Origin of the sequence: Geobacillus sp. B4113_201601 (assembly GCF_001587475.1) — a bacterium.
In the GTDB taxonomy this organism is placed as follows: domain Bacteria; phylum Bacillota; class Bacilli; order Bacillales; family Anoxybacillaceae; genus Geobacillus; species Geobacillus icigianus.
On sequence record NZ_LQYX01000074.1, the window covers coordinates 1 to 26,992 of the forward strand.

Genomic DNA, 26,992 nt, shown 5'->3' on the forward strand with positions numbered 1-26,992 from the left:
GAGCTAGAGCACTGCAGAGCTGCACCAATGATTTTTGACCGCCTTCTTCTTGGAGAAATGTGCAAAGTGCCACGAAGTCATGGGCGCGCAACTTCCCCTTTCGTTGAATAAATCGATGGTCTCGGGCCATCTGTTCCAGCTCTTCGCACGATCACACGCTTCGTAATCCCTCTAAAAAACAATGCCATTCCTCTTGGAGAGATAAGGACGTCTTCAAAAAAACCACCCTTTCTAAGACATGATGAAGTCTTCAAAAGGATGGTCAAATGAGGCATAGATTTATTCCTGTTTTCTTAACTTGATGGCTATGTGGTTCTCCTTATAACTCCAGATTTTCCGCTGACGATAACTGATCCAGCCGCTGATCAAAAAGCAGCAAACAGACAAATAAAATGAAAAACGAATCCCGTAAACATCGGCGATAAAGCTCATTAACAATGTGGAAATTCCGAATGTTACGGAACTAATGACTCCCTGCACGGCAAAAACATGAGGCAGAGCGTCCATCCGGGCATTTTTTTGAAGAATCGTCTGAAGACAGATCAGCTTCCATTGTTCGATGATCCCGTACAGGGCGGAATACAGAAGCGCCAGCGCACCGTGCGTCGTTGTGCCAAATAACAGTGTGACAATAGCGATACAAAACGGGCCAAACAATACAAAAAATTGCTGGTTTTTTTCAACCGATTGACTAAACTTAACGCTTAACAATCCCCCTATCACCATGCCGCCAAAGAAAACAGAGTTAATATATCCCCACCATTCCTCTCCTACATGTAATTGTTCTTTCACATACATATAAAGGATGGCCGAAATCCAGACGCCATTTCCGATTCCTTCAAAAAATGACATGAAGCTAATCGATTTTGCGTGCACATTTCTCCACGTGTATTCCCATCCTAGACGGATCGAAAGGAGAAAGTTCTTTAGGCCTTTGTCTTGGACCGTATTCTTCTTTGTATGTTCTTGTATAGGCAACAGAAACATGAGAATGCTTGAAACGATATAGAACAATAAGGTGATATGGATTAAAAGGAACGGCGATCCCGCACTGACAATCAAACTCCCGATCGGCCATGCGCTAAGTTTGATGAATTGGTCTAACGTGTTTAAAAAACTGTTGGCTTTCAAGATTTCCTCCTTGGAAACTATAAAAGGAACGAGGGAGTTTTTAATCGGATTATTGATCCCGTCTAAAAAAGCGATCAATGATACAAAAACGTAAACGATCGCAATGTGATGTTCCGCACCCCATTGCAAAAACAGCGAGAGAAAAAGCAGCAGAAATGTTTTACACAGTTGTCCGTAGGACAATAACGTTTTTAGTTTATATTTTTCGAAAAATATCGGTGCGACGATTCCACTAATAAATAACGACAATGTAACGAAAAAAGGGACTAAGGCGGCAGCCATGGCTTTCGATGTCAAATGATATAGGCAAGAGACAACGGAAACAATGTAGAACACATCTCCGAAATTCGCGAAAGATTGTCCGATCCAAAGGAAATGAAATGGTTTCTTTTTCATGACCTCAATCCTCTCTTTGATCATCGAAACGATTGGTAATGGAATCGTAAACACGAACCAAAAGCCAGCTCTTCAGTTTTTGATAAAACGAGCTTTTTGTCGCGCCCCTAAGCGAGGAGGCGAAAGAAAGCGGATGGATTTTCAACAATTTCCTAAAGGCGAATGGATATACTGAAGCAATGGAAGCCTCCCCCTTATTCTGTTTAGAGTCCATTTTTATTTCTATGGTGCTGGTTGAGCATCAGCGCTCAATTAGCACCATAGGTATAGAATAATTTTATTTTTTTGATTGTTGTAATTATACATTTTTTGTTAAAATGGCAATTAATACAAATAGAAGGAGGTGTTATTCCATGAATAAAAAGCATGTCGAAAATATTAAACGTTATGTTGAACATTATTTAAAAAGTAATGCACAAATGTCTCTTGTAGTACAACCACTTAGAATGCAAATTCATTTGACAAAGTAGTTTGTTCAATTTATGAAAAAAATGGGGCTAGTTGATCGCTAAAACTCAACTAGCTCCAGGAACATCGCGAAAAGTCCAACCTCGACGGTTACGACCCATGGGAAGGGGAGCGCTCCTTCACCCGTGGGGACATCACCCAAGAGCCTAAAATGACCTCAAAACTGTCGAACTCGGGTGAAAGATGTACTTGACTTTTAGGAACAAACATGATATTGACCCTCCCGGTTGAACAAAATAACAAAAAAATGGAAATTGATCTTTTTGACGTTATGAAAAACGTTTTTTGTCAAGTGTATTTTGTGGTGAAGAGCCATAAATATACCGTGAATAGGGGGAGTAGTATGTCAAGTATAGTTCAGACAGAATCAAAAATCTTTTTACCATTTCTGCATAAATCACACATTATCGAGAATATCGAGATTCTAAAAAATTATGTCGAGCAGGAAAGTGGAAAGAAATTCCCATTAGGTGTCACGTTAAAAGAGAAATATTTTGAAGCCATAAATTATATTCAAGATGTTCCTGTTCCATACTCAAACGAAAAAATACATGTTACATATTTTGATAAAACATTGCAAAATAAATTACTTAGTTTGGGTATGATTGACAAAGAGGATTTGGAAAACGATAAACACATTTATTCACAACAAGAGCAAGAAGTAATTACTGATAGAATTGAAAAAGCATTAAAGTTGATCAAAGTATTGCATAATGATTTGTATGATTTAATTAATACACTTATTGGTACCTTTTTGATTTTAAAAAAAGATTTGTTTGGTGGAGGATCAGTGTCCAATGTTATGGGATTAGTATGGTTAAACCCTCAATCTGATTGGTCAATCATTGAATATGCAGAGGCCATTTATCATGAGTTTATCCACCAAAGTATCTTCTTGGATGATATGATTAACTGTATGTTTCCTAATGCTAATGAATGTGCAAAAGAAGAAGCTCTAGTTACATCAACCATCTTGAAAATCAAAAGGCCTTTAGACAGAGCATATCATGCTGCTGGAGTTTCTATAGGAATTATGCATCTTTATCACTTGTTTAATGATTCTAAAAATTCTGAGAAGTATATGGATGATTTGCGGAAAACAGTTGAAGAAATAGAGGCAAGAACACAATTCTTGGGGGAACAGGGAGTAAAAACTTTAGAAATCATGCGCAAGTTCATTAATCATCCATCTTTTGATGACATTACGTATTCCTTACAGAACTAATGGCCATTGCGACAAATGAAAACACAGAAGCCCATTGCGTTTGATCGAGTCCGGTTGTTTTGAGGTTGTTTGAGGCGAATGAAACGGATCGACGTACAGAAATGCTTAAGGATTCAGTGTCGGAGTCCAAAGCAAAGGAAAGAAATAAAAAACAGCCGGACAGGGAACGGTTCCCTGTCCGGCTGGGTTCTTGTTAAACGAGCGGTCCGCCGAGTTTTTCGATGGACGGATCGATGTGGGCGAATTTTTGGAAGTTGGCGCGGAATTTTTGCGCTAGCTCTTTTGCTTTTTGTTCGTATGCTTGTTTGTCGGCCCATGTGTTTTGCGGCTGCAGGACGTCATCCGGCACGCCCGGGACGCGGGTCGGGATGGCGAGGCCGAAAATCGGATCTTTGACCGTTTCGACGTTGTCGAGCTCCCCTTCGACGGCGGCTTGCACCATCGCCCGGGTGTAGGCGAGCTTCATGCGGCTGCCGACGCCGTACGGCCCCCCTGTCCAGCCGGTGTTGACCAAAAAGACGCGGACGTTGTGTTCGGCGATTTTTTGCCCGAGCATTTCCGCGTACTCAACGGCCGGGCGCGGCAAAAACGGTGCGCCGAAGCACGTTGAGAACGTTGCTTCCGGTTCGGTGACGCCGCGTTCGGTGCCGGCGAGTTTGCTTGTGTAGCCGCTTAAGAAATGGTACATCGCCTGTTCGCGCGTCAGTTTGCTGATCGGCGGCAGGACGCCGAACGCATCGGCCGTCAAGAACACGATCGTGGACGGGTGGCCGGCGACGCTCGGGTCGACGATGTTTTTGATCGCTTGAAGCGGGTAGGCGGCGCGCGTATTTTCCGTCAGCGTGCCGTCATCGTAATCCGGCACCCGCGTCGCGTCGTTGAGAACGACGTTTTCGAGCACGGCGCCAAAGCCGATGGCGTCGAAAATTTGCGGCTCTTTCTCGCGCGATAAGTTGATGCATTTCGCATAGCAGCCGCCTTCGATATTGAAAATGCCGCGGCTCGACCAGCCATGTTCGTCATCGCCGATCAAGCGGCGGTTCGGATCGGTGGAGAGCGTCGTTTTCCCGGTTCCTGACAAGCCGAAGAAGAGGGCGACGTCGCCTTCCTGGCCGACGTTGGCCGAGCAGTGCATCGGCAGGATGCCTTGTTCCGGCAGCAAATAGTTCATCACCGAGAAGATCGATTTTTTCATTTCGCCGGCGTACTCCGTCCCGCCGATTAGGACGACGCGGCGTTCAAAGGAAATGATGATGAACGCTTCCGAGCGCGTGCCGTCCACCGCCGGATCCGCCTTAAAGTTCGGCGCGCAAATGACGGTGAATTGCGGTTCATGCGCGGCGAGCTCTTCGGCGCTCGGCCGGATGAACAGCTGATGGACGAACAAGTTGTGCCAGGCGAATTCATTGACGACTTGAATCGGCAGCCGGGATTTCGGATCGGCGCCGGCAAAGCCTTTAAAGACGAACAGTTCCTCTTGTTTTAACAAATAATCGAGCACTTTGTCGTACAGTTTTTCAAACGTTTCCGGCGCCATCGGCTGGTTGACCGTTCCCCAGTCGACCGTTTGTTTCGTTGACGGCTCTTCGACGATGTATTTGTCTTTCGGCGACCGCCCCGTGTACTTGCCGGTCGTGACGGCGACGGCGCCGGTATGCGTCAGCCGGCCTTCCTTTCGCTGCAGCACTTTTTCAACGAGTTCCGCGACGGACAGTTGGTGGTGGACGTACGGTTTTTGCAGCAAGAGATCGAGTTTATTCGTCATATTGGCAATCCCCATGTTCAAAACCTGCCTTCTTTATTGGAATCACTTTTGAAAATAGTATAACACATTTTTATTAATAGTCCATACTAATTGTGAAGGTTTTTCGGACTTATTTTTCCTCATTTTTTGAACAATAAAAAAATGTTTTGTATGGTTGACTTCCGTTCGTTTGTTGCGATATGATAAGTCATTGAACGGATACTCTTATCCCGAGCCGGCGGAGGGACAGGCCCGATGAAGCCCAGCAACCGTCACAACTGTACATGTGTGAAATGGTGCTAACCTGTGGCAAGGCGCAGTCCTTGAACGATAAGAGTGAAAGGAAGCAATACGATTGCGACGACCTTTCCTCGCCGTGACAGGAAAGGTTTTTTTATATTGCCAAGGGAAATGAGTTCCGTATCTCCAGCAACGATGTCAAGAGGAGGAAATGAGCCGAATGTCAGCCAAACGCCGCTTGTTTACTTCAGAGTCTGTAACCGAAGGACACCCGGACAAAATTTGCGACCAAATTTCCGATGCGATTTTGGATGCCATTTTGGAAAAAGACCCGAACGCCCGCGTTGCTTGTGAAACAAGCGTCACGACCGGGCTGGTGCTCGTGAGCGGGGAAATTACGACGTCGACGTACGTCGATATTCCGCGCATCGTCCGCGATACGGTTCGCGAAATCGGCTATACGCGCGCGAAATACGGATTTGACGCCGACACGTGCGCCGTGCTCACGTCGATTGACGAACAGTCGCCGGACATCGCGATGGGAGTAGATCGGGCGCTTGAGGCGCGCGAAGGTCAGATGACGGATGAGGAAATTGAAGCGATCGGCGCCGGCGACCAAGGGCTTATGTTTGGGTTTGCCTGCAATGAAACGGAAGAGCTGATGCCGCTGCCGATTTCGCTCGCCCATCGTTTGGCGCGCCGCTTGGCGGAAGTGCGCAAAACGGACGTGTTGCCGTATTTGCGTCCCGATGGCAAAACGCAGGTGACGATCGAATACGATGAAAACGGCAAACCGGTGCGCGTCGACACGATCGTCGTTTCTGCGCAACATCATCCGGACATTACTCAAGACCAAATGGAACGTGACATTAAAGAACATGTCATCAAGCCGGTGGTTCCAGCGGAGCTGTTGGATGAGAACACGAACTACTTCATTAACCCGACCGGCCGGTTCGTCATCGGCGGTCCGCAAGGGGATGCCGGGCTGACGGGGCGGAAAATCATCGTTGACACGTACGGTGGCTACGCCCGTCATGGCGGCGGCGCGTTCTCGGGCAAAGACCCGACGAAAGTCGACCGCTCGGCGGCGTATGCGGCCCGTTATGTGGCGAAAAACATCGTCGCGGCCGGGCTCGCCGATAAGTGCGAAGTGCAGCTCGCCTACGCGATCGGCGTCGCCCGTCCGGTCTCGATTTCGATCGATACGTTCGGCACCGGCAAAGTGTCTGAAGACATTTTAATTGAAGTCGTGCGCAACAACTTCGACCTTCGTCCGGCCGGCATCATCAAAATGCTTGACTTGCGCCGTCCGATTTACAAACAAACGGCCGCTTACGGCCATTTCGGGCGCACGGACATCGACTTGCCGTGGGAGCGCACCGACAAAGCTGCCTTGTTGAAAGAACAAGCGCTGGCGTTGGCGAGCAAGCAATAAAGACACAAGAGGGTGGCCTGCAGGCGATAGCCGGCCGCCCTCTTGTTCGTTTTCATGGTTCGCTTGCTTCGAAAAAGAAGTGTGGTCTCGCCAAGAAGGCGCGGCTGGCCTTGATGGCCCATCCGGACTTTGTTCTTCTGGCGGTTCGTGTGCGTCCCGTCGCGCGGCTTGGCGACCGAGCAAGAAGTCGGCTCGTTACGGCCGGTTGGTCCGCTGCTGCTGGAGCGCCTTGTAATATTGTCCTTTTTCGACATATTCGCGGCGAATGCGTTCCATTTCGCGGAAATCGTCCTCGGTTAGCTCGCGCACCACTTTCGCTGGCCGTCCGAGGGCGAGCACGTTCGGCGGGATGGTTTTGCCGGGGGGCACCAAGCTGCCGGCACCGATAAACGCGCTTTCGCCGATTTCGGCGCCATCGAGGATGATCGATCCCATGCCGATCAAGGCGTTTTTGCGAACAATGGCGCTGTGCAAAATGACTTGATGGCCGACGGTCACGCCGTCTTCAATGATGAGCGGATTGTTTGGACTTTGATGCAAAATTGAGTTATCTTGGATATTGACCCGGTTGCCGATGATCGTCGGCGCCACGTCGCCGCGGATGACGGTGTGAAACCAGACGCTCGTCTCCTCGCCGATCGTGACATCGCCGGTGATCGTCACATAGTCGGCGATGAAGGCGGATGGAGCAATGATTGGCGTTTTGCCTTTGTACGGATAAATCATCGTCGTTCGTTCCTTTCTATGGCAATCTTGTTCATCAAGTATTGTACAACGGTATCCCGCTGTTTTGCACGCGCTTGTCGATGTGAATGATGTAGTTTATGCGTCCCCGCTCGCCGATGAACGCGCACTGCGGCGGTTTGTGAAGGCGGTGGGGCTGGCAATACTAATAGACAAAGCATTTGTTTTTGCGCCCGAGGTGAGCCCGATTGAAGATCCCGACCCATCCGATTGCATTGCTGAAAATGGTGTACCGTGACGTGTTTCCGCTTGTCCACCGCGAACTGGCCGGCTGGCGGCGCCGAGCCGAGCAAATCCCCGATCCGGAACTGCGGCGGCAAGCGCTCGCCAGCATCGCGGCGAAAACGTTTCATTGCGAAGGCGGAGCGATTTTGGCGCTTTTAGCCGGGGAACAAATCGAGCCGTGCGTCCGTTTTATCGTCGCCTATCAGACCATCAGCGACTATTTGGATAATTTGTGCGATCGCAGCACTTCGCTCGATCCGGTCGATTTTCGCGCCTTGCATGAATCGATGCCGGACGCCTTGACGCTTGGGGCCGAGCCGTCGAACTATTACCGCCATCGCCGCGAACAGGAAGACGGCGGCTACTTGCCGGCGCTCGTGCGCACGTGCCAAGAAGTGCTCGGAACGGTTCGCCACTATGAAACGATCGCTCCGTTTTTGCATGAATTGGCCGGGTATTATTGCGACTTGCAAGTGCATAAACATGTCGACGCCCGTGAGCGCGTGCCGCGGCTTGTGCAATGGTTTGCCCAGCATAAAGATTCGTTGCCGCCGATGGAGTGGTACGAATTTTCCGCCTGCTCTGGCTCGACGCTCGGCATTTTCTGCCTTGTCGCCTATGCGTTTGGCGAATCGTTGCCACCGGAGATGGCACGGCGCGTGCGCGACGGCTATTTTCCGTACATTCAAGGGTTGCACATCTTGCTTGATTATTTGATCGACCAAGAAGAGGACCGCGAAGGCGGCGATTTGAATTTTTGTTTTTACTACCCGAATGAAACGGTGATGCTCGAGCGGCTTTGCCATTTCATCGAAGAAGCCGATCGCCAGGTGAGCGGGCTGCCGCACGGTGAATTTCACCGCCTCATTCACCGCGGGCTGCTTGGGCTTTATTTATCGGATGACAAGGTGAAAAAGCAGCGCGGTTTGCGCCGGCTGGCGCGCCGGCTTGTCCGTGCCGGCGGGGCGGCGTCGCAGTTTTTTTACTGGAACGGCAAGGCTTATCGCTTTTGGCAAGGTACACAAAAACGGCTGTCCTTTTCATAAGGGCGGCCGTTTTTGTGTCGAGGTGCCGGTTTGGACAAGGGAACTTTGTTGGTCTGAGCCCGTCTCCCCCGTTTTTTCGCTTTGGAGGCTCACGCTTCGTTTCCGCTCGCTGCGCCGGTGGGATGAAAGAGAACGAGAAGAGGGCAGAGCAGCGCGGTTTAGCGCTCGCCGGCCGGTTGCCCGTTTTCCTCTTCCCGCTTTTCCAGCGCCAGCAAAAACGGCGGATCGTTTTGCCGATTGATGAATTCGTATTTCAAGGCGTGGACGCGCCGTTGATCAAGAGAGCGGACGTAATCAAGAAGCGCGTCCCGTTCGCACTTTCCTTCGGGATGACCATGGTAGACGACCAGGACGATCACGCCGCCCGGCCTCATGACGGAAAGCAGCTGGCTGACCGCAGCGATCGTCGATTCCGGTTGGGTGACGATCTGTTTGTCGCCGCCGGGCAAATAGCCGAGGTTGAACACGGCGCCGGCGATCCGCCCGTGCACATCAACGGGAAGCGCGACAAGCAGCTCGCTATGGCTTCGCTCTAACAGTGTTACCCGCTCGCGCAGCCCGTGTTCGGCGAGGCGGGCGGCCGCCGCGGCGATGGCTTCGCGTTGGATGTCAAAGCCAAAAACATGGCCGCTGCCGCCGACGCGTTGCGCGAGATAGACGGTATCATGGCCGTTGCCGACCGTTGCGTCAATGGCGATGTCGCCCTCTTGAATCGCTTGGTTGAGCAAAAAACGGGCAAACGGCAAAATGTTCATCAATGCCATCGGTTGGTCCTCCTTGTGATCGATGGATCGTTGACGCTCGGGCGGATGGCAGACGGCTGTCCGTCCGGCTCGGCCGTCCGCTGTCTCGAAGCGGCGAACCGCTTAGCGCGGATCAAGCGAGATGAAGGCCCGATGTCGGCATTGTAGCAAAAACTGCGGGGAAAAGCGACTGCCGATGCTCGAATCCCGTCGCCGTCCTTCGCCGGTGGCTATTGAGAGAACCTCAACGACCGCGGGGCGTGTCAGCACGACTAGGGCGGCCGATTGCCGGTCACACCATCGCGGTGATCGGTCGCCTGCCAATCATTGGCGTGATACGACGGCCGCAGGCGGCGCATAGTAAACATGAGGGAAGATGATGAAAAGGGGTGAACGCATGGCGACACGACAATCGGTGGAAGAGTTTTTGCAGCGCTGTGAAGATGTCATTCGCTTTGCGAAAGAACAATATACCGAAGCGCAAAAGCAAGAGCATTACAACCTCACAGAATATACAAACGCCCAGCAAATGCTCGAGCAAACGGTGCTCGATTTGGCGCACCTCGCCCGCAGCTGCAACGCCCAGCAGCGCGAACAGCTGCACCGGATGCGGCTCCAGCTTGAGCAGCTGCAAAACGAAATGATTTTGCTTGACCGCTGAGACGAGCGGCAAAGGGACGACCCACTAAGAGAAAACCGAAAACGACGGGGAAACAGCAACGAGGAGGGACACGATATGAAGCGACGCCTCAAGCAAACCAATCCGGAACAAAAAACGCGCAACGGACGGAACAATAACGATCTCGAGCTCGGTCAAGAGTTCGACCCGGTCAAATTGGCCAAAAAGCAGTACGAACAAACGGGCGGACAGCCAATCCGTTCCAAGCAGCGCAACGGGTGAGTCATTCCTGACCGCGGGCGGCCATCAAGCCGCCTTTTTTCGTAAAAAATGTCGTGCAGCAAGCGGTGATGTTCATCCCAAAGCGGAGGCATGGCCCGTCGGTTTTCTGTGAAAATGCTGAGCTAGTGCGGATTTTTCTCCCCGGGTGGAGGGCAGATCGCGCTGCCTATGGAACGTTTCTGTGAAAATTCTGGTGTTCATCTTGGAGTGGAGGGCAAGACGTTGCCCATGGAATTTTTGGGTGAACGTCGGCGGGGATGTTGGCGCAAGGCGGCCCTGTCGTTTGCTCGTTGATATGGTTGCGCGTTTTTTTTGATTGCTTTTTCCCGGTTTTCTCCTACAATTATTTCGGGAGTCAAAAGAAAACGGATGAAAAGGATGATGATTGATGCCCCGCGCGCTTTGGTGGCTGCTCGTTGGCATGGCGCTCAACGTGACAGGCGGGTCTTTTTTATGGCCGCTCAATACGATTTATTTGCATGAACAGCTTGACCACGCTGGCGGTGGTGGGAGCGGTGCTGATGCTTAACTCCGGGGGGAGCGTCATCGGCAGCCTCATCGGCGGCGTTTTGTTTGACCGGATTGGCGGGTTTCGCGCTCTCTTGCTCGGCGCTTGTGTGACGATGGCGGCTTCGGCCGGCTTGAGCGTCTGGCACGGTTGGCCGCATTACGCGGTGTTTTTGGCGCTTATCGGCATCGGCAGCGGCATCGTGTTTCCCGTGGCCTCGGCGTATGCCGGCGCGCTTTGGCCGGAAGGGGGACGGCGGGCGTTCAATGCCTTGTATGTGGCGCAAAACGTCGGCCGTTGCCATCGGTTCGGCGCTCGGCGGGCTCGTCGCTTCGTATTCGTTCTCGTTCGTGTTTTTAGCCAATTCGCTGCTTTATGCGGCGTTTTTGCTGATCGTCACCATCGGATTGCTTGTCGGGTTCGCCATGTTGGCAGCGGCAGCCGCGTTGTTGTACGACCGTTGGCTGCCGAAGTCGGCGCGGGAGACTGAAGAAAAAACGGCGGCAACCGTATAGAAGGCTGATGAAAAACAGCGGTTTCCTTTGCTCGATGATGCAAGGTTTTTCTAGTTGAGAAACGATGCCAAGAAGCGGGATGCACGATTTCATCACCAGTCCCATAAGTTTCGGCTTGCAATCGCTCGACAAATTTTTTAAAATAATAATTAAATTTGTCATTTCGTATGTAACGAAAACGTCAATGAAGCGAACAGCGGTGAAGAGGAGCAGTAGCGGGCTTGGCGGACAGCAGAGAGTTGACGGTCGGTGCGAGTCAACCGAAGCCAGCCTGTGAACTCGCCTCGGAGTTGCCGGCGCGAACGGCGCTGCCTACTAACGTCGGCCGTGAATCTGCGTTAAGGAGCAAAGCGGGTGCGCCATGGGCGCGCCAAAAAGGGTGGTACCGCGGGAAGCGCGCCTCTCGTCCCTTTGCATAGGGATGGGAGGTTTTTTTGTACATACTTTCGTCCATGATGCAAGTAGAAGCAGAATCTTGATAGGAGGAGTGCTGCGATGAGCTTCAACCACCGGGAAATCGAAAAAAAATGGCAGGACTATTGGGAGAAAAACAAAACGTTCCGCACGCCCGATGAGGACGACAAACCGAAGTTTTACGTGCTCGACATGTTCCCGTATCCGTCCGGCGCCGGCTTGCACGTCGGCCATCCGGAAGGGTATACGGCGACCGACATTTTGGCGCGCATGAAGCGGATGCAAGGGTATAACGTCCTTCATCCGATGGGCTGGGACGCGTTCGGGCTGCCGGCCGAGCAGTATGCGCTCGATACTGGAAACGACCCGGCCGAGTTTACGCAAAAAAACATCGACAACTTCCGCCGGCAAATCAAGTCGCTTGGCTTTTCGTACGACTGGGATCGCGAAATTAACACGACCGACCCGAACTATTACAAATGGACGCAATGGATTTTCTTAAAGCTGTACGAAAAAGGGCTCGCCTACATGGACGAGGTGCCGGTCAACTGGTGCCCGGCGCTCGGCACGGTGCTGGCGAACGAGGAAGTGATCAATGGCCGGAGCGAGCGCGGCGGACATCCGGTCATCCGCAAGCCGATGCGGCAATGGATGTTGAAAATTACGGCTTATGCCGACCGGCTGCTCGAGGATTTGGAAGAGCTCGACTGGCCGGAAAGCATCAAGGAGATGCAGCGCAACTGGATCGGCCGTTCGGAAGGAGCGGAAATCGAGTTCGCCGTCGACGGCCATGACGAGACGTTCACGGTGTTTACGACGCGGCCAGATACGCTGTTTGGCGCAACGTACACCGTCTTGGCGCCCGAGCATCCGCTTGTCGAGAAAATCACCACGCCGGAGCAAAAGTCGGCCGTTGCCGCCTACTTGAAAGAAGTGCAAAGCAAAAGCGATCTCGAGCGCACCGATTTGGCGAAAGAAAAGACGGGCGTGTTCACCGGCGCGTACGCCATCCATCCAGTGACTGGCGATCGGCTTCCGATTTGGATCGCCGACTACGTGTTGATGGGCTACGGTACGGGGGCGATCATGGCCGTGCCGGCGCACGATGAGCGCGACTACGAGTTTGCGAAAACGTTCGATTTGCCGATCAAAGAAGTCGTCGCTGGCGGCGATATTGAAAACGGGCCGTACACCGGCGACGGGGAGCACATCCACTCCGAGTTTTTGAACGGCTTGAACAAGCAGGAAGCGAGCGAAAAAATGATCGCGTGGCTTGAGGAACACGGCAAAGGGCGGAAAAAAGTGTCGTACCGGCTGCGCGACTGGCTGTTCAGCCGCCAGCGCTACTGGGGGGAGCCGATTCCGATCATCCATTGGGAAGACGGAACGATGACGACCGTGCCGGAAGAGGAACTGCCGCTCGTCTTGCCGAAAACGGATGAAATCCGTCCGTCGGGAACGGGTGAGTCGCCGCTCGCCAACATCGACGAATGGGTTAACGTCGTCGACCCGAAAACGGGCAAAAAAGGGCGGCGCGAAACGAACACGATGCCGCAATGGGCGGGAAGCTGCTGGTATTATTTGCGCTACATCGACCCGCACAACGACAAACAGCTTGCCGATCCAGAAAAACTGAAACAATGGCTGCCGGTCGACGTTTACATCGGCGGGGCGGAGCACGCCGTCTTGCATTTGCTTTACGCCCGCTTCTGGCATAAGTTTCTCTATGACCTTGGCATCGTGCCGACGAAAGAGCCGTTCCAAAAGCTGTTTAACCAAGGGATGATTTTAGGCGAAAACAACGAAAAAATGAGCAAATCAAAAGGCAACGTCGTCAACCCGGATGACATCGTTGACAGCCATGGGGCTGACACGCTTCGGCTGTACGAAATGTTCATGGGGCCGCTCGAGGCGTCGATCGCTTGGTCGACGAAAGGGCTCGACGGGGCGCGCCGCTTCCTTGACCGCGTCTGGCGGCTGTTTGTCACTGAGAGTGGGGAATTGAACCCGAACATCGTCGACGAGCCGGCGAACGACCAACTTGAGCGCGTCTATCATCAAACGGTGAAAAAAGTGACGGAAGACTACGAAGCCTTGCGCTTCAACACCGCCATTTCGCAGCTGATGGTCTTCATCAATGAAGCGTATAAGGCGGAGCAAATGAAAAAAGCATACATGGAAGGGTTCGTCAAGCTCTTGTCGCCGGTTTGCCCGCACATCGGCGAAGAACTGTGGCAAAAGCTCGGCCACACGGACACGATCGCCTATGAACCATGGCCGGCGTATGACGAAGCGAAGCTGGTCGAAGACGTCGTCGAAATTGTCATCCAAATCAACGGCAAAGTGCGAGCCAAGCTCAACGTGCCGGCGGACTTATCGAAAGAAGCGCTCGAGGAGCGGGCGCTCGCCGATGAAAAAATCAAAGAGCAGCTTGCCGGCAAAACGGTGCGCAAAGTGATCGCCGTCCCCGGCAAGCTCGTCAATATCGTCGCTAATTGATGGAAAAGCGGCCGCCCGCCTTGAGGCGGCGCACGCGGCGGGAAGGAACGATCATCTGAAACTAGTTTCCGCCTAGCTAGCGCAAGCAGGGAGGAATCGACGCCTTCACCGCCGTCTTTTGTCGAAAACGCGAGAGAAAGGGGCTGATCGGCTATGGAAGAAATCAAGGAAATTACGCCGGCCGAAGTGAAGGAAAAACTTGAGCGCGGTGAAAAACTGAACATTGTCGATGTGCGCGAGGATGAGGAAGTCGCCCTCGGCATGATCCCCGGCGCGAAGCATATCAAAATGGGCGACATCCCTGACCGGCTTGCGGAATTCGACCGCGATGAAGAATATATTTTCGTCTGCCGCTCCGGACGGCGGAGCGAAAACGTCTGCCGCTACTTGCAGGAGCTCGGCTATCGCGTCCGCAACATGACCGGCGGCATGCTCGAGTGGGAAGGAGAAACGGCGCCGAAGCAGTAATGGCGCCGTTTTCCGCTCGGCGGAAACGCGGTTCGGCACCGCGGCTCGCGAAGGGAACAACGGGGCTGTCGGAAAAGTGGTATTACATCCCGAAATCCAAATGATTGGTAAAAAACAGCAATCGCCCCTAGCCCACGGCGGATGACGTGAAACGAGAAACCGATGCCACAAGGGTTCTCTATTTGAGAAACAAGGCGGTGAAGCAACCCATCCCTTTCATCACCGCCCTCCTAAATGGTTGGTGAAAAACGGTTGTTTCTCTTCGGCAACGGGGGAGCGTTTGAACGGCGCTCCTGATGCGACAGGGCTTTTCTATTTGCGAAAAGAGCTGGATAGACGGTTTGCCCCCTTAAATTACCAGATCCCTAAAAAAGCAAACCCAAAGGATGTTCGACAATCAGCATTCTTTAGGTTTTTATTTTGGCCGATTTTCAACCGAAGGATCATTTTTAGGCTCCTCACCAAACGTTGTATCCACAAAAGAAATAGGAAACAAAACATTTTTTGCATACACCTTCAAGAGAAGTGCACCGTCTGGCAAGTACACGTTTTGGTGATGAACCTTTTATTTGGCATGGCAACCACCGAATGGAGGGGGTCTTCTTTATTTCATCACCGCTATGCTGAAGAACAAATTTTTCCTTATAGTGCTAAAGGGTGATAGAAGGGAGAAGAAAGAAAAGATATAATGTTCAGTAAAAAAAGACCGAAGGGGTCGATGCTGTTTGAAACTAGGCGACCGCTTGAAGCTTGCTCGGCTGATGAAAGGAATGACCCAAGAGGAGGCAGCGGAAGGAATTATCTCGGTTTCGTATTTATCGAAAATCGAGAACAATCAAGCGATGCCGGGAGAAGATGTCATTGAATTGCTGTTTCGCCGGCTCGGCATTCACCGCGGCCAAAGCGGCACAGCACCCGGATGGTTTGAATCGGTCATGGCGTGGTATAAGGCGATGACGGACAAAAACGTGGCCGCGGCAAGGGAGCAATACGCCGCCGTCCGGCAACAGTGCAGCGAATCCGGAGATGCCGAGGCGATGATCTATTTTCATTTGATGCGCATTCGATATTTGCTGCTGCTGCGCGACTTGAAAGGGGCGGAAGCGGCGGCGCGGAGCGTGCGCGAATGGTACGAGGCGCTCGATGAACCGATGCGCTACTATTATTGGAAATTTTTTGGCCTGCTTTCTTATTGCCAAGAAAAATATGACGATGCTTTGCACTTCTATCAAAAAGCAGAAGCATTATTGGGGACACAAAGGAAGCCGAATTGGGAAGAAGCGGATTTGTCGTATTTGTTAGCGCTCGCGTACAGCCGGCTGTGGAAAGTGTTCCAATGCATCCGCTACACGGAGCGGGCGCTTTCCCTCAGCCAAGCGGAGTATGAACTGCGGCGCGGGGCCGAATGCCATGTGCTGCTGGCGATTTGCTACCGGCGCTGCGGGGAAATCGATCAGGCGATCGACTGCTGCCTGTTGGCGCAGAAGGCAGCGCAGCTCGCCAACGATCGGCTGCTGATCGGCATCGTCGAGCATAACCTCGGCCATTTGAAGGCGATGAAAAAACAATACCGCGAGGCGGTGCAGCATTACGAGCATAGCCTCGTGTACAAGTCGGACGCTCCGCTGGCCGACCGGCTGATTACGTTTTTGGCGCTTTTGCGCGAGCATTATGCCGCGCAAAACTATCGCAAGGCGCTGTCGACCGCGGAAGAAGGATGGCAGCTGCTTGAGCAGACGGAAAACGGCATGACCGAACACTACGAATACTATTTGCATTTTTCCGTCTACCGGCTGTTGCTCGCCGGGGAAGGGGAAGAGTTCGAGCGGCTGCTGAAACACGAAGCGATTCCGTATTTTCAAAAACGAAAAGAGTATGAAGACGCCGCCCAATACGCCGGCTATTTGGCCGATTACTACGCCCGCGCCCGCCAATACAAACAGGCGGCCCACTATTACCGATTGAGCTGCGAACTGTTGCGAAGACGAACGGGCACGTGAAAGGAGGTGAAAGGCGTGAAAAAGCGGATCGTTCTGATCATCGCTTTGGCCGCCCTCGGCCTCGCTGCGGGCTTTGGCCATGGAATCGGGGTCAAGGAAGCGGCGAAAGACGAGCATCCGCCGCCGACTGTGATCGCTCGCTAAGCGGACGTTTGTTTTTGACTGTGTGATGAGCAGCGGGCTGTTCTAGAAGCACGGAGCGAAAAAAGAGAGCGTTCCGTTCCTAGTGCGGACGGGTGCAAAGGAGCGGTGAAAAAGGCTGTCCTAAGTTTCCGGGGGTGATCGGGAGAATACGGGCGGCCGATTTTTTGCCGTGGCTCCGAACGATTTCGCCCGTTGGGAACAGCCGGCGGCAGCGCGGCAAGGGTAACGTTCGATTCGACGTAGGCAGCCCGAGGATGTTCCAAAAAGATCGGGCTCCCCCTCTTTCGTTGCTATCTATACGTGCTGACGGCTTCTGCCGCGCGATCGGTTGTGACGATCTTGAAGGCAGACAACTTTTTGGGTCAGGCCCAGCTTATGAACGGGTTTTGACGGAAGCCGGCCATTCGCTGCCGACGGTGTGGACTCGGTTTCATCACAACGAGGAAAACCGGGCATGGAGAAAGGTGGGAACAAGCAACGGTACGGACCGGGTTTCATCGCAACCGCTCCGGACGCCTTTCTTCAGACATAGGACCCATGGCGCAGCGAAGGAAACGGAGGAAGGGGGAAGACGCGATGAATCCCGCTCGCAGGTCTTTATTTTCCCAATACTCAAAATAGACGAATTTGATTAAAATGAATGACATAGTTAATTATCAAAACGAAAGGGGAAGAGGGAAATGAAAAAGCGGACGATGCTCGGGATGGTTGGATTGGCGCTCGGCCTAATCGCTACACCAGCAGGAGCGGCGCCAAAAAGCGACTCCGTAGTGTGGAGCGAATGGGAAACGCCGTCCTTTATGTCTGGAACGTTGGCGAAGGACAACGCTGTTGATCCACAAACATTAGTATACCGCTATATCGATGAACAGGCGGGAACGTTCCGCCTCGGCGGCCGGGCGGCGGAGCGGCTGGTTCTGCTCAGCAAGCAGACGGATGATCTCGGCCATACGGTCATGCGGTTTGAACAGCGGTATCAAGGCATTCCGGTGTTTGGTGCCGTCTTGGTGGCCCATGTCAAAGCCGGTGCGTTGACAGCTCTCTCCGGTACGCTCATTCCAGATGTGGAGAAACACTGGAAGCGCGGAAAGACCATTTCATCGCAGGAAGCGGAAGCGATTGCCGAACGGGATGTCGCCGCTTCCATCGGGGCATCACCGGTCAAAGAGCAGGGGAACCCGACGCGGCTTGTGATTTATCCAACTAGCGATACCGTTCATCTCGCTTATGAAGTGAACGTTCGCTTTTTGGACCCGTCTCCCGGCAATTGGGTCTACCTCATTGATGCCGCCGGCGGCGCGGTGTTGAATAAATGGAACGAGCTGGACGAGGCGAAGCCGGGCGGCGGGCAGACAGTGGCAGGCACGTCAACGGTCGGCACCGGGCGCGGGGTGTTGGGAGATCAAAAATCGATCAACACGACGTATTCTTCTTCTTACGGCTATTACTATTTGCAAGACAATACGCGCGGCAACGGCATTTTCACGTATGACGGGCGCAACCGGACGACACTGCCCGGCAGCTTGTGGGCCGATAGCGACAACCAGTTTTTTGCTAGCTATGACGCTCCTGCAGTGGATGCACATTATTACGCCGGAGTGGTCTATGACTATTATAAAAACGTGCATGGCCGGCTCAGCTATGACGGCAACAACGCCGCCATCCGCTCGACCGTTCACTATGGGAGCCGCTACAACAACGCGTTTTGGAACGGATCGCAAATGGTATATGGCGACGGCGACGGGCAAACGTTTTTGCCGTTTTCCGGCGGCATTGACGTCGTCGCCCATGAGCTGACCCACGCCGTGACCGATTACACAGCTGGTCTTGTGTATCAAAATGAATCCGGCGCCATCAATGAAGCGATTTCCGATATTTTCGGGACGCTGGTTGAATTTTACGCAAACCGCAATCCCGATTGGGAAATCGGCGAAGACATTTATACGCCGGGCATTGCCGGCGATGCGCTCCGGTCTATGTCCGACCCGGCGAAATACGGGGACCCGGATCATTATTCCAAACGCTATACCGGCACACAAGATAACGGCGGCGTCCATACGAACAGCGGTATCATTAACAAAGCTGCCTATTTGCTTAGCCAAGGCGGCACGCACTACGGAGTCAGCGTCACCGGCATCGGCCGCGACAAAATGGGGAAAATCTTCTACCGTGCGCTCGTCTATTATTTGACGCCGACGTCAAACTTCAGCCAGCTGCGCGCCGCCTGCATCCAAGCGGCCGCCGATCTGTACGGTTCAGCGAGCCAAGAAGTCAGCTCGGTGAAACAGGCGTTCAATGCGGTTGGGGTGTATTAAAGACGAGACTTGGAAAAGTGCGGAGCGTCGCGTCTCTCCGTCAAGGACGATCTCTGTGTATGAAAGACAAGTCTCAGAAAAGATCCATGGGCAGCACGATCTGCCCTCCGCCCGGGGATGAAAATCTCGCGCCAGTTCGGCATTTTCACGGAAAGCAGCGGTCTAGTGAAAGAGGGGGTTCCCATTCTGCGGGCCCCCCTTTCTATTTCCGGTCGTTTGTCGGCAGGACTATGCCGCTGTAAGGAGAAATGTTTCGTAAGCCCGCCTGGCTTGGCGCGTGCAAAGCAAAAAACGGGAGGGATAGGATGTACAAAGTCAAAGTTTTTGATAAAGAACACGAAAAAGATTTGGAAGCGGCGGTCAACGATTTTTTAGCTCGCTTAAAAGATGGGCAGCTGATTGACGTCAAATACAGCGTGGCAGCCATGGAGTCAGAAGGCGAGCAAATTTATTGCTTTTCCGCCATGGTCATTTACCGGACGTAATGGGCCGGGCCGCCCCGGCTGCAGGTGGGGCCGGAACGCCGAGTTTTTTGTAAGAAGTTTGGCGGATTTTGCCGGTCGTGTGGCAAAGCGGCCATAAACACACGCCCAGTTTTTTGTAACAGGCTTGGCGGCCTGCTTTTTGCCGGCCGTTGTCCGCTCCATCGGTGGGAAAGCGGCTGCGCCTCGTTTGGCTGTTGTCAATCAGCTGTGATTCCCATCATTCGTCGAAAATCCGTCTATCTTGACACTACCAATCGGCTGTTTACTACCGATATGGCGCCACTTATGATGACGATTACGTCTATCTCGACACTGTCAATCGGCTGTCTGCACCGGTGATTCGCTTCGGCTGGTTTTCGCCTCTAACGCATAGCGGGCGGCGTTCATGCCGGCGAGCCGGCCGGTCACTAGGGCGGCGGTGATGTTGTAGCCGCCGGTGTAGCCGTGGATGTCCAAAATTTCGCCGCAAAAATAAAGCCCGGCCATGCGTTTGGAGGCCATCGTTTGTGGTTCGATTTCTTTCACCGATACGCCGCCGCCAGTGACGAACGCTTTTTCGATGGGCAGCGTGCCGTGGACGTGAAACGTAAACTGTTTGCAGCAGCGGACGAACGCCCGCAATGCCTCATGGCTGACCGTGCCGGCGGCCGCTTGCGGGTCGATGCCGCTTCGTTCCAGCAAAAAGACGGCGTACCGCTCCGGCAGCACCGTTTTGGCGATGGTTTTCACCGCTTTTTTCGGCTCTTCTTTGCATAATTGGGCTAGGTGTTGAAACAGTTCTTCTCGCGTGACGTCCGGCAGCGCATCGATGCTCATGGCGACGGCGCCGTTCGCCGCCTTTTTCAGCGCTTTGACGACAAACTGGCTGCAGCGGAGAGCGGCGGGGCCGGAGATGCCGAAATGGGTGAACAGCATGTCCATCCGATGGGTCACGATCGGTTTGCCGTTCGGTTTTAAGACGCCAAGCACCACATCGCGCAGCGACAGGCCTTGGAGCGTCCGCGCTTGGATGAACGGTTCGTTCGATACGATCGGGACTTCGGTCGGAAACAGCTCCGTTACCGTATGACCGGCTTTTTCCGCCCAAGGATAGCCATCGCCTGTTGAGCCGGTTTGCGGCACCGATTTGCCTCCGGCGGCGACCACGACGGCGGTAGCGCCGATCGTTTCCCCGCTTTTCAGCTTGACGCCGATCGTTTTTCCCCCCTTGTACAGGATATCGCCTACCGGCGTTTCGAGCCGGATGCGGACGCCGAGCCGGTGAAGTTCGGTGATGAGCGCCTCGACGACCGATTGAGCGCTGTCGCTTTTTGGAAACATGCGGCCGTGGTCTTCTTCCTTCAGCGGCACGCCGAGCCGTTCGAAAAAGCGGATGATGTCTTCGTTGTTAAAGACGGAAAAGGCGCTGTACAAAAAGCGGCCGTTGCCGGGGATGTGGCGGATGATTTCATCGATCGGCAGCCGATTCGTCACATTGCAGCGGCCGCCGCCGGAGATGGCCAGCTTGCGCCCGAGTTTCGTCCCTTTTTCCAGCAGCAGCACGTCCGCCCCGCATTCGCCGGCCGCGATGGCCGCCATCAGCCCGGATGGACCGCCGCCGATAACGATGACGTCATGCCCCATGTTGATTCCATCCTTTCGTTTGTCCACAGGAGACAATGTTTTTCGTTCCATTGACAACTATGATAAAATACAAATGTTGTGATTTTCAACGTCCACGGTTAGGGAAGGGATTGTATGTCAACATCGAAGCTGCTGCGCGGCACGTTTATTTTGACCGCTGGCGTGATGATTTCCCGCCTGCTTGGCTTGTTTTACGTTATTCCGTTTTACCACCTCGTCGGCGAGCGCGGCGGGGCGCTGTATGGCTACGGCTATGTGCCGTACCAAATTTTTTTAAGCTTGGCAACGGCCGGCATACCGGTCGCTGTTTCGAAATTTGTCTCCAAATATAACGCGCTCGAGGAGTACCGGGTCGGCTATACGCTGTTCCGCTCCGGCCTTGCGCTCATGCTCGCGAGCGGGGTTGTTTCGTGGCTTGTGTTGTACGCGTTGGCTCCGGTTTTGGCGCCATATGTCATTGACGCGAAAACGAACGTCAATTCGGTCGCCGATGTCACGGCCGTCATCCGCGCGGTCAGTTTTGCCCTTGTGATCGTCCCGGTGATGAGCTTGATCCGCGGTTTTTTTCAAGGGCATGAATCGATGGGGCCGACGGCGCTGTCGCAAGTCATCGAGCAAGTGTTGCGCATCGCGTTTTTGCTTGGGGCTTGTTATGTCATTTTGCGCTGGTGGGACGGCTCGATCGTGACCGCTGTAAGCGCGGCGACGTTTGCCGCGTTTGTCGGGGCGATCGGAGGACTGGCGGTGCTGCTTGTGTATTGGTGGAAGCGGCGCGAGCATTTGCGATCGCTTTTGGAACAGAGCCGCGATCAAGTGCATGTGCCACTGCGCGCCATGTATCGCGAGCTGCTTTTTTCTTCCATCCCGTTTGTGCTCGTCGGCTTGGCGATGTCGCTTTATCAGTTGGTCGATCAATTTACGTTCAATCACGCCATGGCGGCAGCCGGGCGCGGGCACGTATCGGAACATGCGTATTCCGTGCTGAACATGTGGGCGCAAAAGCTCGTCATCATTCCGGTGACGTTGGCGACATCGTTCAGCTCGGCGCTCATCCCGGCGATTACGAAAGCGCACGTCGAGCAAAACCGGAAGGCGATGCGGCAATATTTGAACCAGACGTTTCAAGTGCTCTTGTTTTTGACGTTGCCGGCGGTGATCGGCATGGCCGTGCTCGCCGGCCCGATGTACAGTTCGTTTTACAGCTACGACCCGCTCGGGGAGCAAGTGCTGCACTGGTATGCGCCAACAGCGGTGCTGTTTGCTTTGTTTTCCGTCACGGCCGCCATTATGCAGGGCATCAATCAACAGCGGTTTACCGTTGTCAGCTTAGCGGCCGGACTGTTGGTGAAAGGGGCGCTGAATACGCTGTTGATTATGAAGTGGGGGACGGTTGGCGCCGTTGTCGCGACGACAGCTGGCTATTTGGTTTCGGTGGCGTTCAATTTATGGGTGATTCATCGGTATGCTCGTTACCGCTACCGTTTTGTTCTCCGACGAGCTACTTTTATGGTCATATTGACAGCGGTGATGTCGCTCGCTGTGGCGGCCGCCGAGGCGTTGGCCGGGCAATGGCTTGACTATCGAGCCGGCAAAGGGGAATCGGTCGTTCTTGCCGTTGTCGGAATGGCGGTAGGCGCTTCGGTCTATTTGTTTCTCAGCATTCGTTCTGGCTTGTTTGCGGCTTTGTTTGGCCGCCGTTTTGAGCGGTGGGCGTTTTGGCGCCGAAAAACGAGCGACGCCGCTTCCTAGAAAGCTGGGGAAAAACGGTTGTCGAACACCAATCGGCGGCGTTTTCATTCAAAAAAGAAAGCTGATTGTGCAAAGTTTCTCTCATTGAGAAATGGATGGAATCAGTAGTATCACTACATCACCAGCCTCCTAGAGGGACTTGGATGGAGGAAGGGCGACAGCTCGTCGGCAAGTGAAAAATGTGCGGAACCTTTTCCTTATGAGGCTGGTGAAAAACAGCGCGTTCCTTTGGTCGATGAATCAATGCCTTCAGTGCTGCAAGGGGATGACCCAAAAGGTGATCCTCTCTCAAGAAAGACACGACATATAGTGTGTATTAGTATGTCATAGTCTATATATGGTGTTGAGAAAGGGTATCCCGATCCTTTTTAGACACCCTTATGCCGGGAAGCAGTATGCACGATTTAATCACCGGTCTCTTATGTACCGATGGGGAAGTTTCGATTCCTCGCTGGGAACACCGCCCCAACGAAAAAGAAGGCGGTAGACCATCCCGCCTTCGTGTTACCAATGCGGCTTACGAGAGGCCGAGCCGGCGCTCGATGCGGTCGAGGCGGCTTTCCACTCGGTCGAGCCGCCGGTCGAGCCGTTCGACGGCCCGCTCGAGCCGTTCGATGCGGCGCGCCCAACCGGCAAACGGCCCACCGGGATACCCGGGCCAGAATTGGCCGGCTGGCGGTTGTTGACGATAGCTGTCAAACACCGGAACGTGGTAATATTCGTTCATGAGCAAAACCCCTTTCTGTATGTTTCCCTCATAGTGTATGGAAACAAGGCGAAAGCGGACTAGATGAACGCCCAGAGAATCCGTTTTTTTGGAGGGAGTTCCTGTGGATTTGCGCATTGACAAACTGCTCGCCCATATGGGATACGGGACGAGGAAGGAAGTAAAGAAGTTGCTGAAATCCGGTGCCGTGAAAGTGGACGGAGCACCGGTCCACGATGCGAAAACAAAAGTGCGACCGGAGGAGCAGACCGTGACGGTGTGGGGAGAACCGGTCGAGTATAAACCGTATATTTATTTGCTGATGAACAAACCGCCTGGTGTCGTCTCGGCGACGGAAGACCCCGTCGAGGAGACGGTCATTGATTTGTTAGAGGACGAGGATCGGCGGTTTGCCCCGTTTCCGGTCGGACGGCTTGACAAAGACACGGAAGGGCTTCTGCTGCTCACCAATGACGGCGCGCTCGCTCATCAGCTGCTGTCGCCAAAAAAGCACGTGCCGAAGACGTATGTGGCGATCATCGACGGTGAGGTGACGGAAGACGACGTGAAGGCGTTTCGGCGCGGTGTCGTGCTCGATGACGGCTATGAAGCGAAGCCGGCCGAGCTCGTCGTGTTGAGATCGGGCCTTCGTTCGGACGTCGAGCTGACGATCACAGAAGGGAAGTTTCATCAAGTGAAGCGGATGTTTCGAGCGGTCGGCAAGCGCGTCGTCTATTTGAAGCGAGTGCGGATGGGGCCGCTTTTCCTTGATCCGGATTTGGCGGTGGGGGAATATCGCGAATTGACGGAGGAAGAGATCAAGCTGCTGAAGCAGTACCGGCCGAACAGCAACGAAAAAAAAGGAACCTAGCAAGGGGTTCCTGTTTTATGGAAAAGGAATGAATCTCCGTTCGTCAGGACTTGCTTCTCTCATCTTGCCTCATCCCGCAGGCCGGCAGTCAGGCGGACAAGGAGTGCAGGCGAGAAGGCGCTTGGGCCGTCTGTTTTTCCTCGCCATTTCCGCTCTGTTCGGGCCAGAAGCGGCGCGTTTGCCAGCCTTTTTGGCACCAACAGATCAAGAGGAAATGCGCACTTTTTTGTTGGTGGTCGTCCATTTGCCCTTGCTCGGGCTGCGAACGAGATCATTGTACATAAGCACGTTTAAGTCGCGCTGAATCGTTCTTGGGGTGGTGCCGAACTCCTCAACCAGTTCCTGGGTCGTCACCGTTCCTTTTTCACTAATGTACATATACACGGATTTGATCCGGGTAAGCATCCGGTGTGTGGAAGGTTTCAAAAGACCACTCCCTATCTTAGCATCATTCGCATGGCACAACCGACAGCTGGCAGATGAGAGATGTCTTTCTCTGTTTGTTACCATTGTACACGAAACGGCTGGAAAAATGCTACCCGTTTGCCCGTATTCACGAAAAATTTAAACTTTTTGTTGCCGAATCGAAAACAAATGGTGACAAACGAAACATTTTGACTTCTTTTTTTTGATATGGTACGTTGACAACAGATGGAAAACCACGATGATACTGGACCGGAGACGGCTGGAAGATCGTTCGGACCCGAAGGCGGGGAAGCGATCCGGCTTGGCCGGTTTTTCCCGCGGTTGTCGACGGAGAAATGAGGCGAGCTGGCTGCGCTCTTGGCCGGCAGATCGTGTTTGAATGGCTTATCGGAGGCCGGTGATTGACTCGCGCAACCGCTTACCGGAACCGTTTCTCAAGTCGAAAAGCTTGTTTCATCAGCCTCTATGTTTGCGCGTTCCATCATCGATCAAGGCAGCGATTTTTCACCAACCTTATAGGACTGGAGGGGGAAGGGAATGACGGTAAACATCGATTGGTTCGAAGAGGCGCGGAAGCGGAAGGATGAGCTAGTTCGCGAGCTGCAAGCTCTCGTCCGCATCCCGAGCGTTCGCGATGACCGCAGCGCGGGTCCGGGCGCGCCGTTTGGCCTGAAGGTGGCTGAAGCGCTTGACTATTTGCTCCGCCGCGGTCGCGAAGAAGGATTTCGCGTGAAAAATGTCGATGGATTCGCCGGGCATTTGGAGATGGGGAACGGGGAGGCGCTCATTGGCGTGCTCGGTCATATCGATGTTGTGCCGGCGGGTGACGGCTGGACCGTTGACCCGTTTGCCGCCGAGGTCAAAAACGGTCGCCTTTACGGGCGGGGGGCGATCGATGACAAAGGCCCGACGGTGGCGGCGTTTTACGCGATGAAAATCGTCAAAGAGCTCGGGTTGCCGTTGAACAAGCGGGTGCGCCTTATCATCGGGGGCGACGAAGAGAGCGAGTGGCGGTGCGTCCGCCATTATTTCGAGCATGAAGAAATGCCGGACGTCGGGTTTGTGCCTGATGCCGATTTTCCGATTATCCATGCGGAAAAAGGAATCATTGACGCCGATTTGATCTACCGGCCGGACGGCGAGAAAGAGGGGGAAGGGGCGACGCTTGTCTCGTTTCAAGCCGGCCGCCGCTATAATATGGTGCCTGATGCGGCCGAGGTCGTCATGAAAGGGGCGAAGGGGGCGGACGAATGGATCCGCCGGTATGAAGCGTTTTGCCGGGCGCGCGGGCTAAACGGCACGGCGAGCCGGGCGGACGAAACGGTGACGCTGGCGCTTGAAGGAGTGTCGGCCCATGGAGCGGAGCCGGAGAAAGGAACAAACGCCGGTGTGGCGTTGATGGAGTTTTTGGCGCTTCTTCCGCTTGATGGCCGCAGCCGCCCGTTTGTCGAGTTTGTTGCAGCAACCTTTGCCGGCGATACGCGCGGCCGGCGGCTCGGCCTTGCCTATCGCGATGAGGCGAGCGGCGAGTTGACCGTGAACGTTGGTTTGTTGTCGTATGACCGCGAGCGCGGCGGAACCGTGGGGCTAAATATTCGCTATCCGGTGACGGCGGATGGCGAGTCGATCCGGCGCACGCTTTCCGACAAAGCGGCTCGATCCGGCTTGACGCTTGGCCGGTTTTCCGATACGAAGCCGCATTACGTTAAGCCCGATCAAGAGTGGATTCGCACGCTGCAGCGCGTCTATGAGGAGCAGACCGGCGAGCCGGCTCGCCTATTGGCCATCGGCGGGGGAACGTATGCCCGCGCGCTCAATGCCGGCGTAGCGTTTGGCGCGTTGTTTCCCGGTCGGCCCGATGTCGCCCATCAAAAAGATGAATACATCGACATAGACGATGTAATCAAAGCGACCGCCATTTATGCGCAAGCGATTTATGAATTGGCGCGATAGCCATCCCGGCTCGGCTCT

At 53.6% G+C, this 26,992-nt stretch carries 22 protein-coding genes, 2 pseudogenes, 1 riboswitch and 1 other annotated feature; of the genes and pseudogenes, 16 read left to right on the plus strand and 8 right to left on the minus strand.

The annotated features are described in order from the left end of the window. Together B4113_RS18780 and B4113_RS08780 are read right to left on the minus strand one after the other, a co-directional pair. A pseudogene (locus B4113_RS18780) lies at window positions 1–217 on the minus strand (IS4 family transposase); the annotation flags it as partial. A gap of 62 nt (window positions 218–279) precedes the next feature. Beyond that, complete coding sequence (locus B4113_RS08780; protein ID WP_033844377.1) at window positions 280–1,527, minus strand: MFS transporter; 1,248 nt, start codon at window positions 1,525–1,527, stop codon at window positions 280–282. Between the two features lie 811 nt (window positions 1,528–2,338). On the opposite strand from B4113_RS08780, the gene B4113_RS20495 reads away from it, so the two are divergent. Then, complete coding sequence (locus B4113_RS20495) at window positions 2,339–3,220, plus strand: HEXXH motif-containing putative peptide modification protein (protein WP_025949573.1); 882 nt, start codon at window positions 2,339–2,341, stop codon at window positions 3,218–3,220. Between the two features lie 193 nt (window positions 3,221–3,413). Here B4113_RS20495 and pckA read toward each other — a convergent pair whose 3' ends face one another. Then, entirely contained in the window at window positions 3,414–5,000 is a 1,587-nt protein-coding gene (gene pckA, locus B4113_RS08790; protein ID WP_061912409.1) for a phosphoenolpyruvate carboxykinase (ATP), read from the minus strand. Window positions 5,001–5,186: 186 nt separating this feature from the next. Next, a riboswitch (SAM riboswitch) is annotated at window positions 5,187–5,301 on the plus strand. A 123-nt stretch (window positions 5,302–5,424) separates the two neighbouring features. On the opposite strand from pckA, the gene metK reads away from it, so the two are divergent. Next, window positions 5,425–6,639: a methionine adenosyltransferase gene (gene metK / locus B4113_RS08795; protein ID WP_033844372.1), complete on the plus strand. Its 1,215-nt coding sequence runs from the start codon at window positions 5,425–5,427 to the stop codon at window positions 6,637–6,639. Between the two features lie 195 nt (window positions 6,640–6,834). Here the strand turns inward: metK and B4113_RS08800 are convergent, their stop codons facing one another. Continuing rightward, window positions 6,835–7,365: a gamma carbonic anhydrase family protein gene (locus B4113_RS08800; protein WP_033020391.1), complete on the minus strand. Its 531-nt coding sequence runs from the start codon at window positions 7,363–7,365 to the stop codon at window positions 6,835–6,837. Between the two features lie 206 nt (window positions 7,366–7,571). Between B4113_RS08800 and B4113_RS08805 the strand changes: the two genes are divergently transcribed. Continuing rightward, window positions 7,572–8,654, plus strand: a complete 1,083-nt coding sequence (locus tag B4113_RS08805; RefSeq protein WP_033844371.1) for a tetraprenyl-beta-curcumene synthase family protein — start codon at window positions 7,572–7,574, stop codon at window positions 8,652–8,654. 158 nt (window positions 8,655–8,812) lie between these two features. Here B4113_RS08805 and B4113_RS08810 read toward each other — a convergent pair whose 3' ends face one another. After that, a complete protein-coding gene (locus B4113_RS08810) occupies window positions 8,813–9,418 on the minus strand; it encodes a class I SAM-dependent methyltransferase (protein ID WP_061912410.1) in 606 nt (201 codons plus the stop codon). 15 nt (window positions 9,419–9,433) lie between these two features. Here B4113_RS08810 and B4113_RS20955 point away from each other — a divergent pair, with 15 nt between their 5' ends. The 10 genes and pseudogenes from B4113_RS20955 (at window position 9,434) to B4113_RS08860 (ending at window position 19,646) form a co-directional block, all read left to right on the plus strand. Further along, on the plus strand, window positions 9,434–9,565 hold the full coding sequence (locus B4113_RS20955) for a hypothetical protein (protein WP_255358708.1): 132 nt from the start codon (window positions 9,434–9,436) through the stop codon (window positions 9,563–9,565). A gap of 229 nt (window positions 9,566–9,794) precedes the next feature. After that, window positions 9,795–10,058 (plus strand): YtzC family protein, encoded by a 264-nt coding sequence (locus tag B4113_RS08815; protein ID WP_033020386.1) that lies wholly within the window; start codon window positions 9,795–9,797, stop codon window positions 10,056–10,058. A gap of 75 nt (window positions 10,059–10,133) precedes the next feature. After that, window positions 10,134–10,298: a hypothetical protein gene (locus B4113_RS08820; protein WP_033020385.1), complete on the plus strand. Its 165-nt coding sequence runs from the start codon at window positions 10,134–10,136 to the stop codon at window positions 10,296–10,298. A gap of 388 nt (window positions 10,299–10,686) precedes the next feature. Continuing rightward, window positions 10,687–11,213: pseudogene (locus tag B4113_RS08825) on the plus strand (MFS transporter); the annotation flags it as partial. Window positions 11,214–11,511: 298 nt separating this feature from the next. Next, window positions 11,512–11,735, plus strand: a binding site (T-box leader). An 81-nt stretch (window positions 11,736–11,816) separates the two neighbouring features. Continuing rightward, the gene (leuS, locus tag B4113_RS08830; protein ID WP_033844368.1) at window positions 11,817–14,234 is read left to right on the plus strand and encodes a leucine--tRNA ligase; all 2,418 of its coding nucleotides are present in this window, start codon (window positions 11,817–11,819) and stop codon (window positions 14,232–14,234) included. A 153-nt stretch (window positions 14,235–14,387) separates the two neighbouring features. Continuing rightward, entirely contained in the window at window positions 14,388–14,702 is a 315-nt protein-coding gene (locus B4113_RS08835; RefSeq protein ID WP_033020165.1) for a rhodanese-like domain-containing protein, read from the plus strand. Between the two features lie 725 nt (window positions 14,703–15,427). Then, window positions 15,428–16,702 carry a helix-turn-helix transcriptional regulator gene (locus tag B4113_RS08845; RefSeq protein ID WP_033020164.1) on the plus strand — a complete coding sequence of 425 codons (1,275 nt, stop codon included), beginning with the start codon at window positions 15,428–15,430 and terminating at the stop codon, window positions 16,700–16,702. Between the two features lie 15 nt (window positions 16,703–16,717). Continuing rightward, entirely contained in the window at window positions 16,718–16,846 is a 129-nt protein-coding gene (locus tag B4113_RS20960) for a hypothetical protein (protein WP_255358709.1), read from the plus strand. Between the two features lie 680 nt (window positions 16,847–17,526). Next, window positions 17,527–19,161, plus strand: a complete 1,635-nt coding sequence (locus B4113_RS08855) for a M4 family metallopeptidase (RefSeq protein WP_033020161.1) — start codon at window positions 17,527–17,529, stop codon at window positions 19,159–19,161. A gap of 305 nt (window positions 19,162–19,466) precedes the next feature. After that, window positions 19,467–19,646 (plus strand): sporulation protein Cse60, encoded by a 180-nt coding sequence (locus B4113_RS08860; RefSeq protein ID WP_008880941.1) that lies wholly within the window; start codon window positions 19,467–19,469, stop codon window positions 19,644–19,646. 315 nt (window positions 19,647–19,961) lie between these two features. Here B4113_RS08860 and B4113_RS08865 read toward each other — a convergent pair whose 3' ends face one another. Then, window positions 19,962–21,269: an NAD(P)/FAD-dependent oxidoreductase gene (locus B4113_RS08865; RefSeq protein ID WP_033020160.1), complete on the minus strand. Its 1,308-nt coding sequence runs from the start codon at window positions 21,267–21,269 to the stop codon at window positions 19,962–19,964. 114 nt (window positions 21,270–21,383) lie between these two features. On the opposite strand from B4113_RS08865, the gene B4113_RS08870 reads away from it, so the two are divergent. Then, the gene (locus B4113_RS08870; RefSeq protein WP_033020158.1) at window positions 21,384–23,018 is read left to right on the plus strand and encodes a polysaccharide biosynthesis protein; all 1,635 of its coding nucleotides are present in this window, start codon (window positions 21,384–21,386) and stop codon (window positions 23,016–23,018) included. Between the two features lie 517 nt (window positions 23,019–23,535). On the opposite strand, the gene B4113_RS08875 is transcribed toward B4113_RS08870, so the two are convergent. Further along, complete coding sequence (locus B4113_RS08875; protein WP_033020157.1) at window positions 23,536–23,745, minus strand: hypothetical protein; 210 nt, start codon at window positions 23,743–23,745, stop codon at window positions 23,536–23,538. A 103-nt stretch (window positions 23,746–23,848) separates the two neighbouring features. On the opposite strand from B4113_RS08875, the gene B4113_RS08880 reads away from it, so the two are divergent. Beyond that, window positions 23,849–24,595, plus strand: a complete 747-nt coding sequence (locus tag B4113_RS08880) for a pseudouridine synthase (RefSeq protein WP_033020156.1) — start codon at window positions 23,849–23,851, stop codon at window positions 24,593–24,595. 204 nt (window positions 24,596–24,799) lie between these two features. Here B4113_RS08880 and B4113_RS08885 read toward each other — a convergent pair whose 3' ends face one another. Then, entirely contained in the window at window positions 24,800–25,021 is a 222-nt protein-coding gene (locus B4113_RS08885) for a DeoR family transcriptional regulator (RefSeq protein WP_033020155.1), read from the minus strand. 537 nt (window positions 25,022–25,558) lie between these two features. Between B4113_RS08885 and pepV the strand changes: the two genes are divergently transcribed. Then, window positions 25,559–26,974, plus strand: a complete 1,416-nt coding sequence (gene pepV / locus B4113_RS08890; protein ID WP_033020154.1) for a dipeptidase PepV — start codon at window positions 25,559–25,561, stop codon at window positions 26,972–26,974. The last annotated feature ends 18 nt before the right edge of the window (window positions 26,975–26,992 follow it).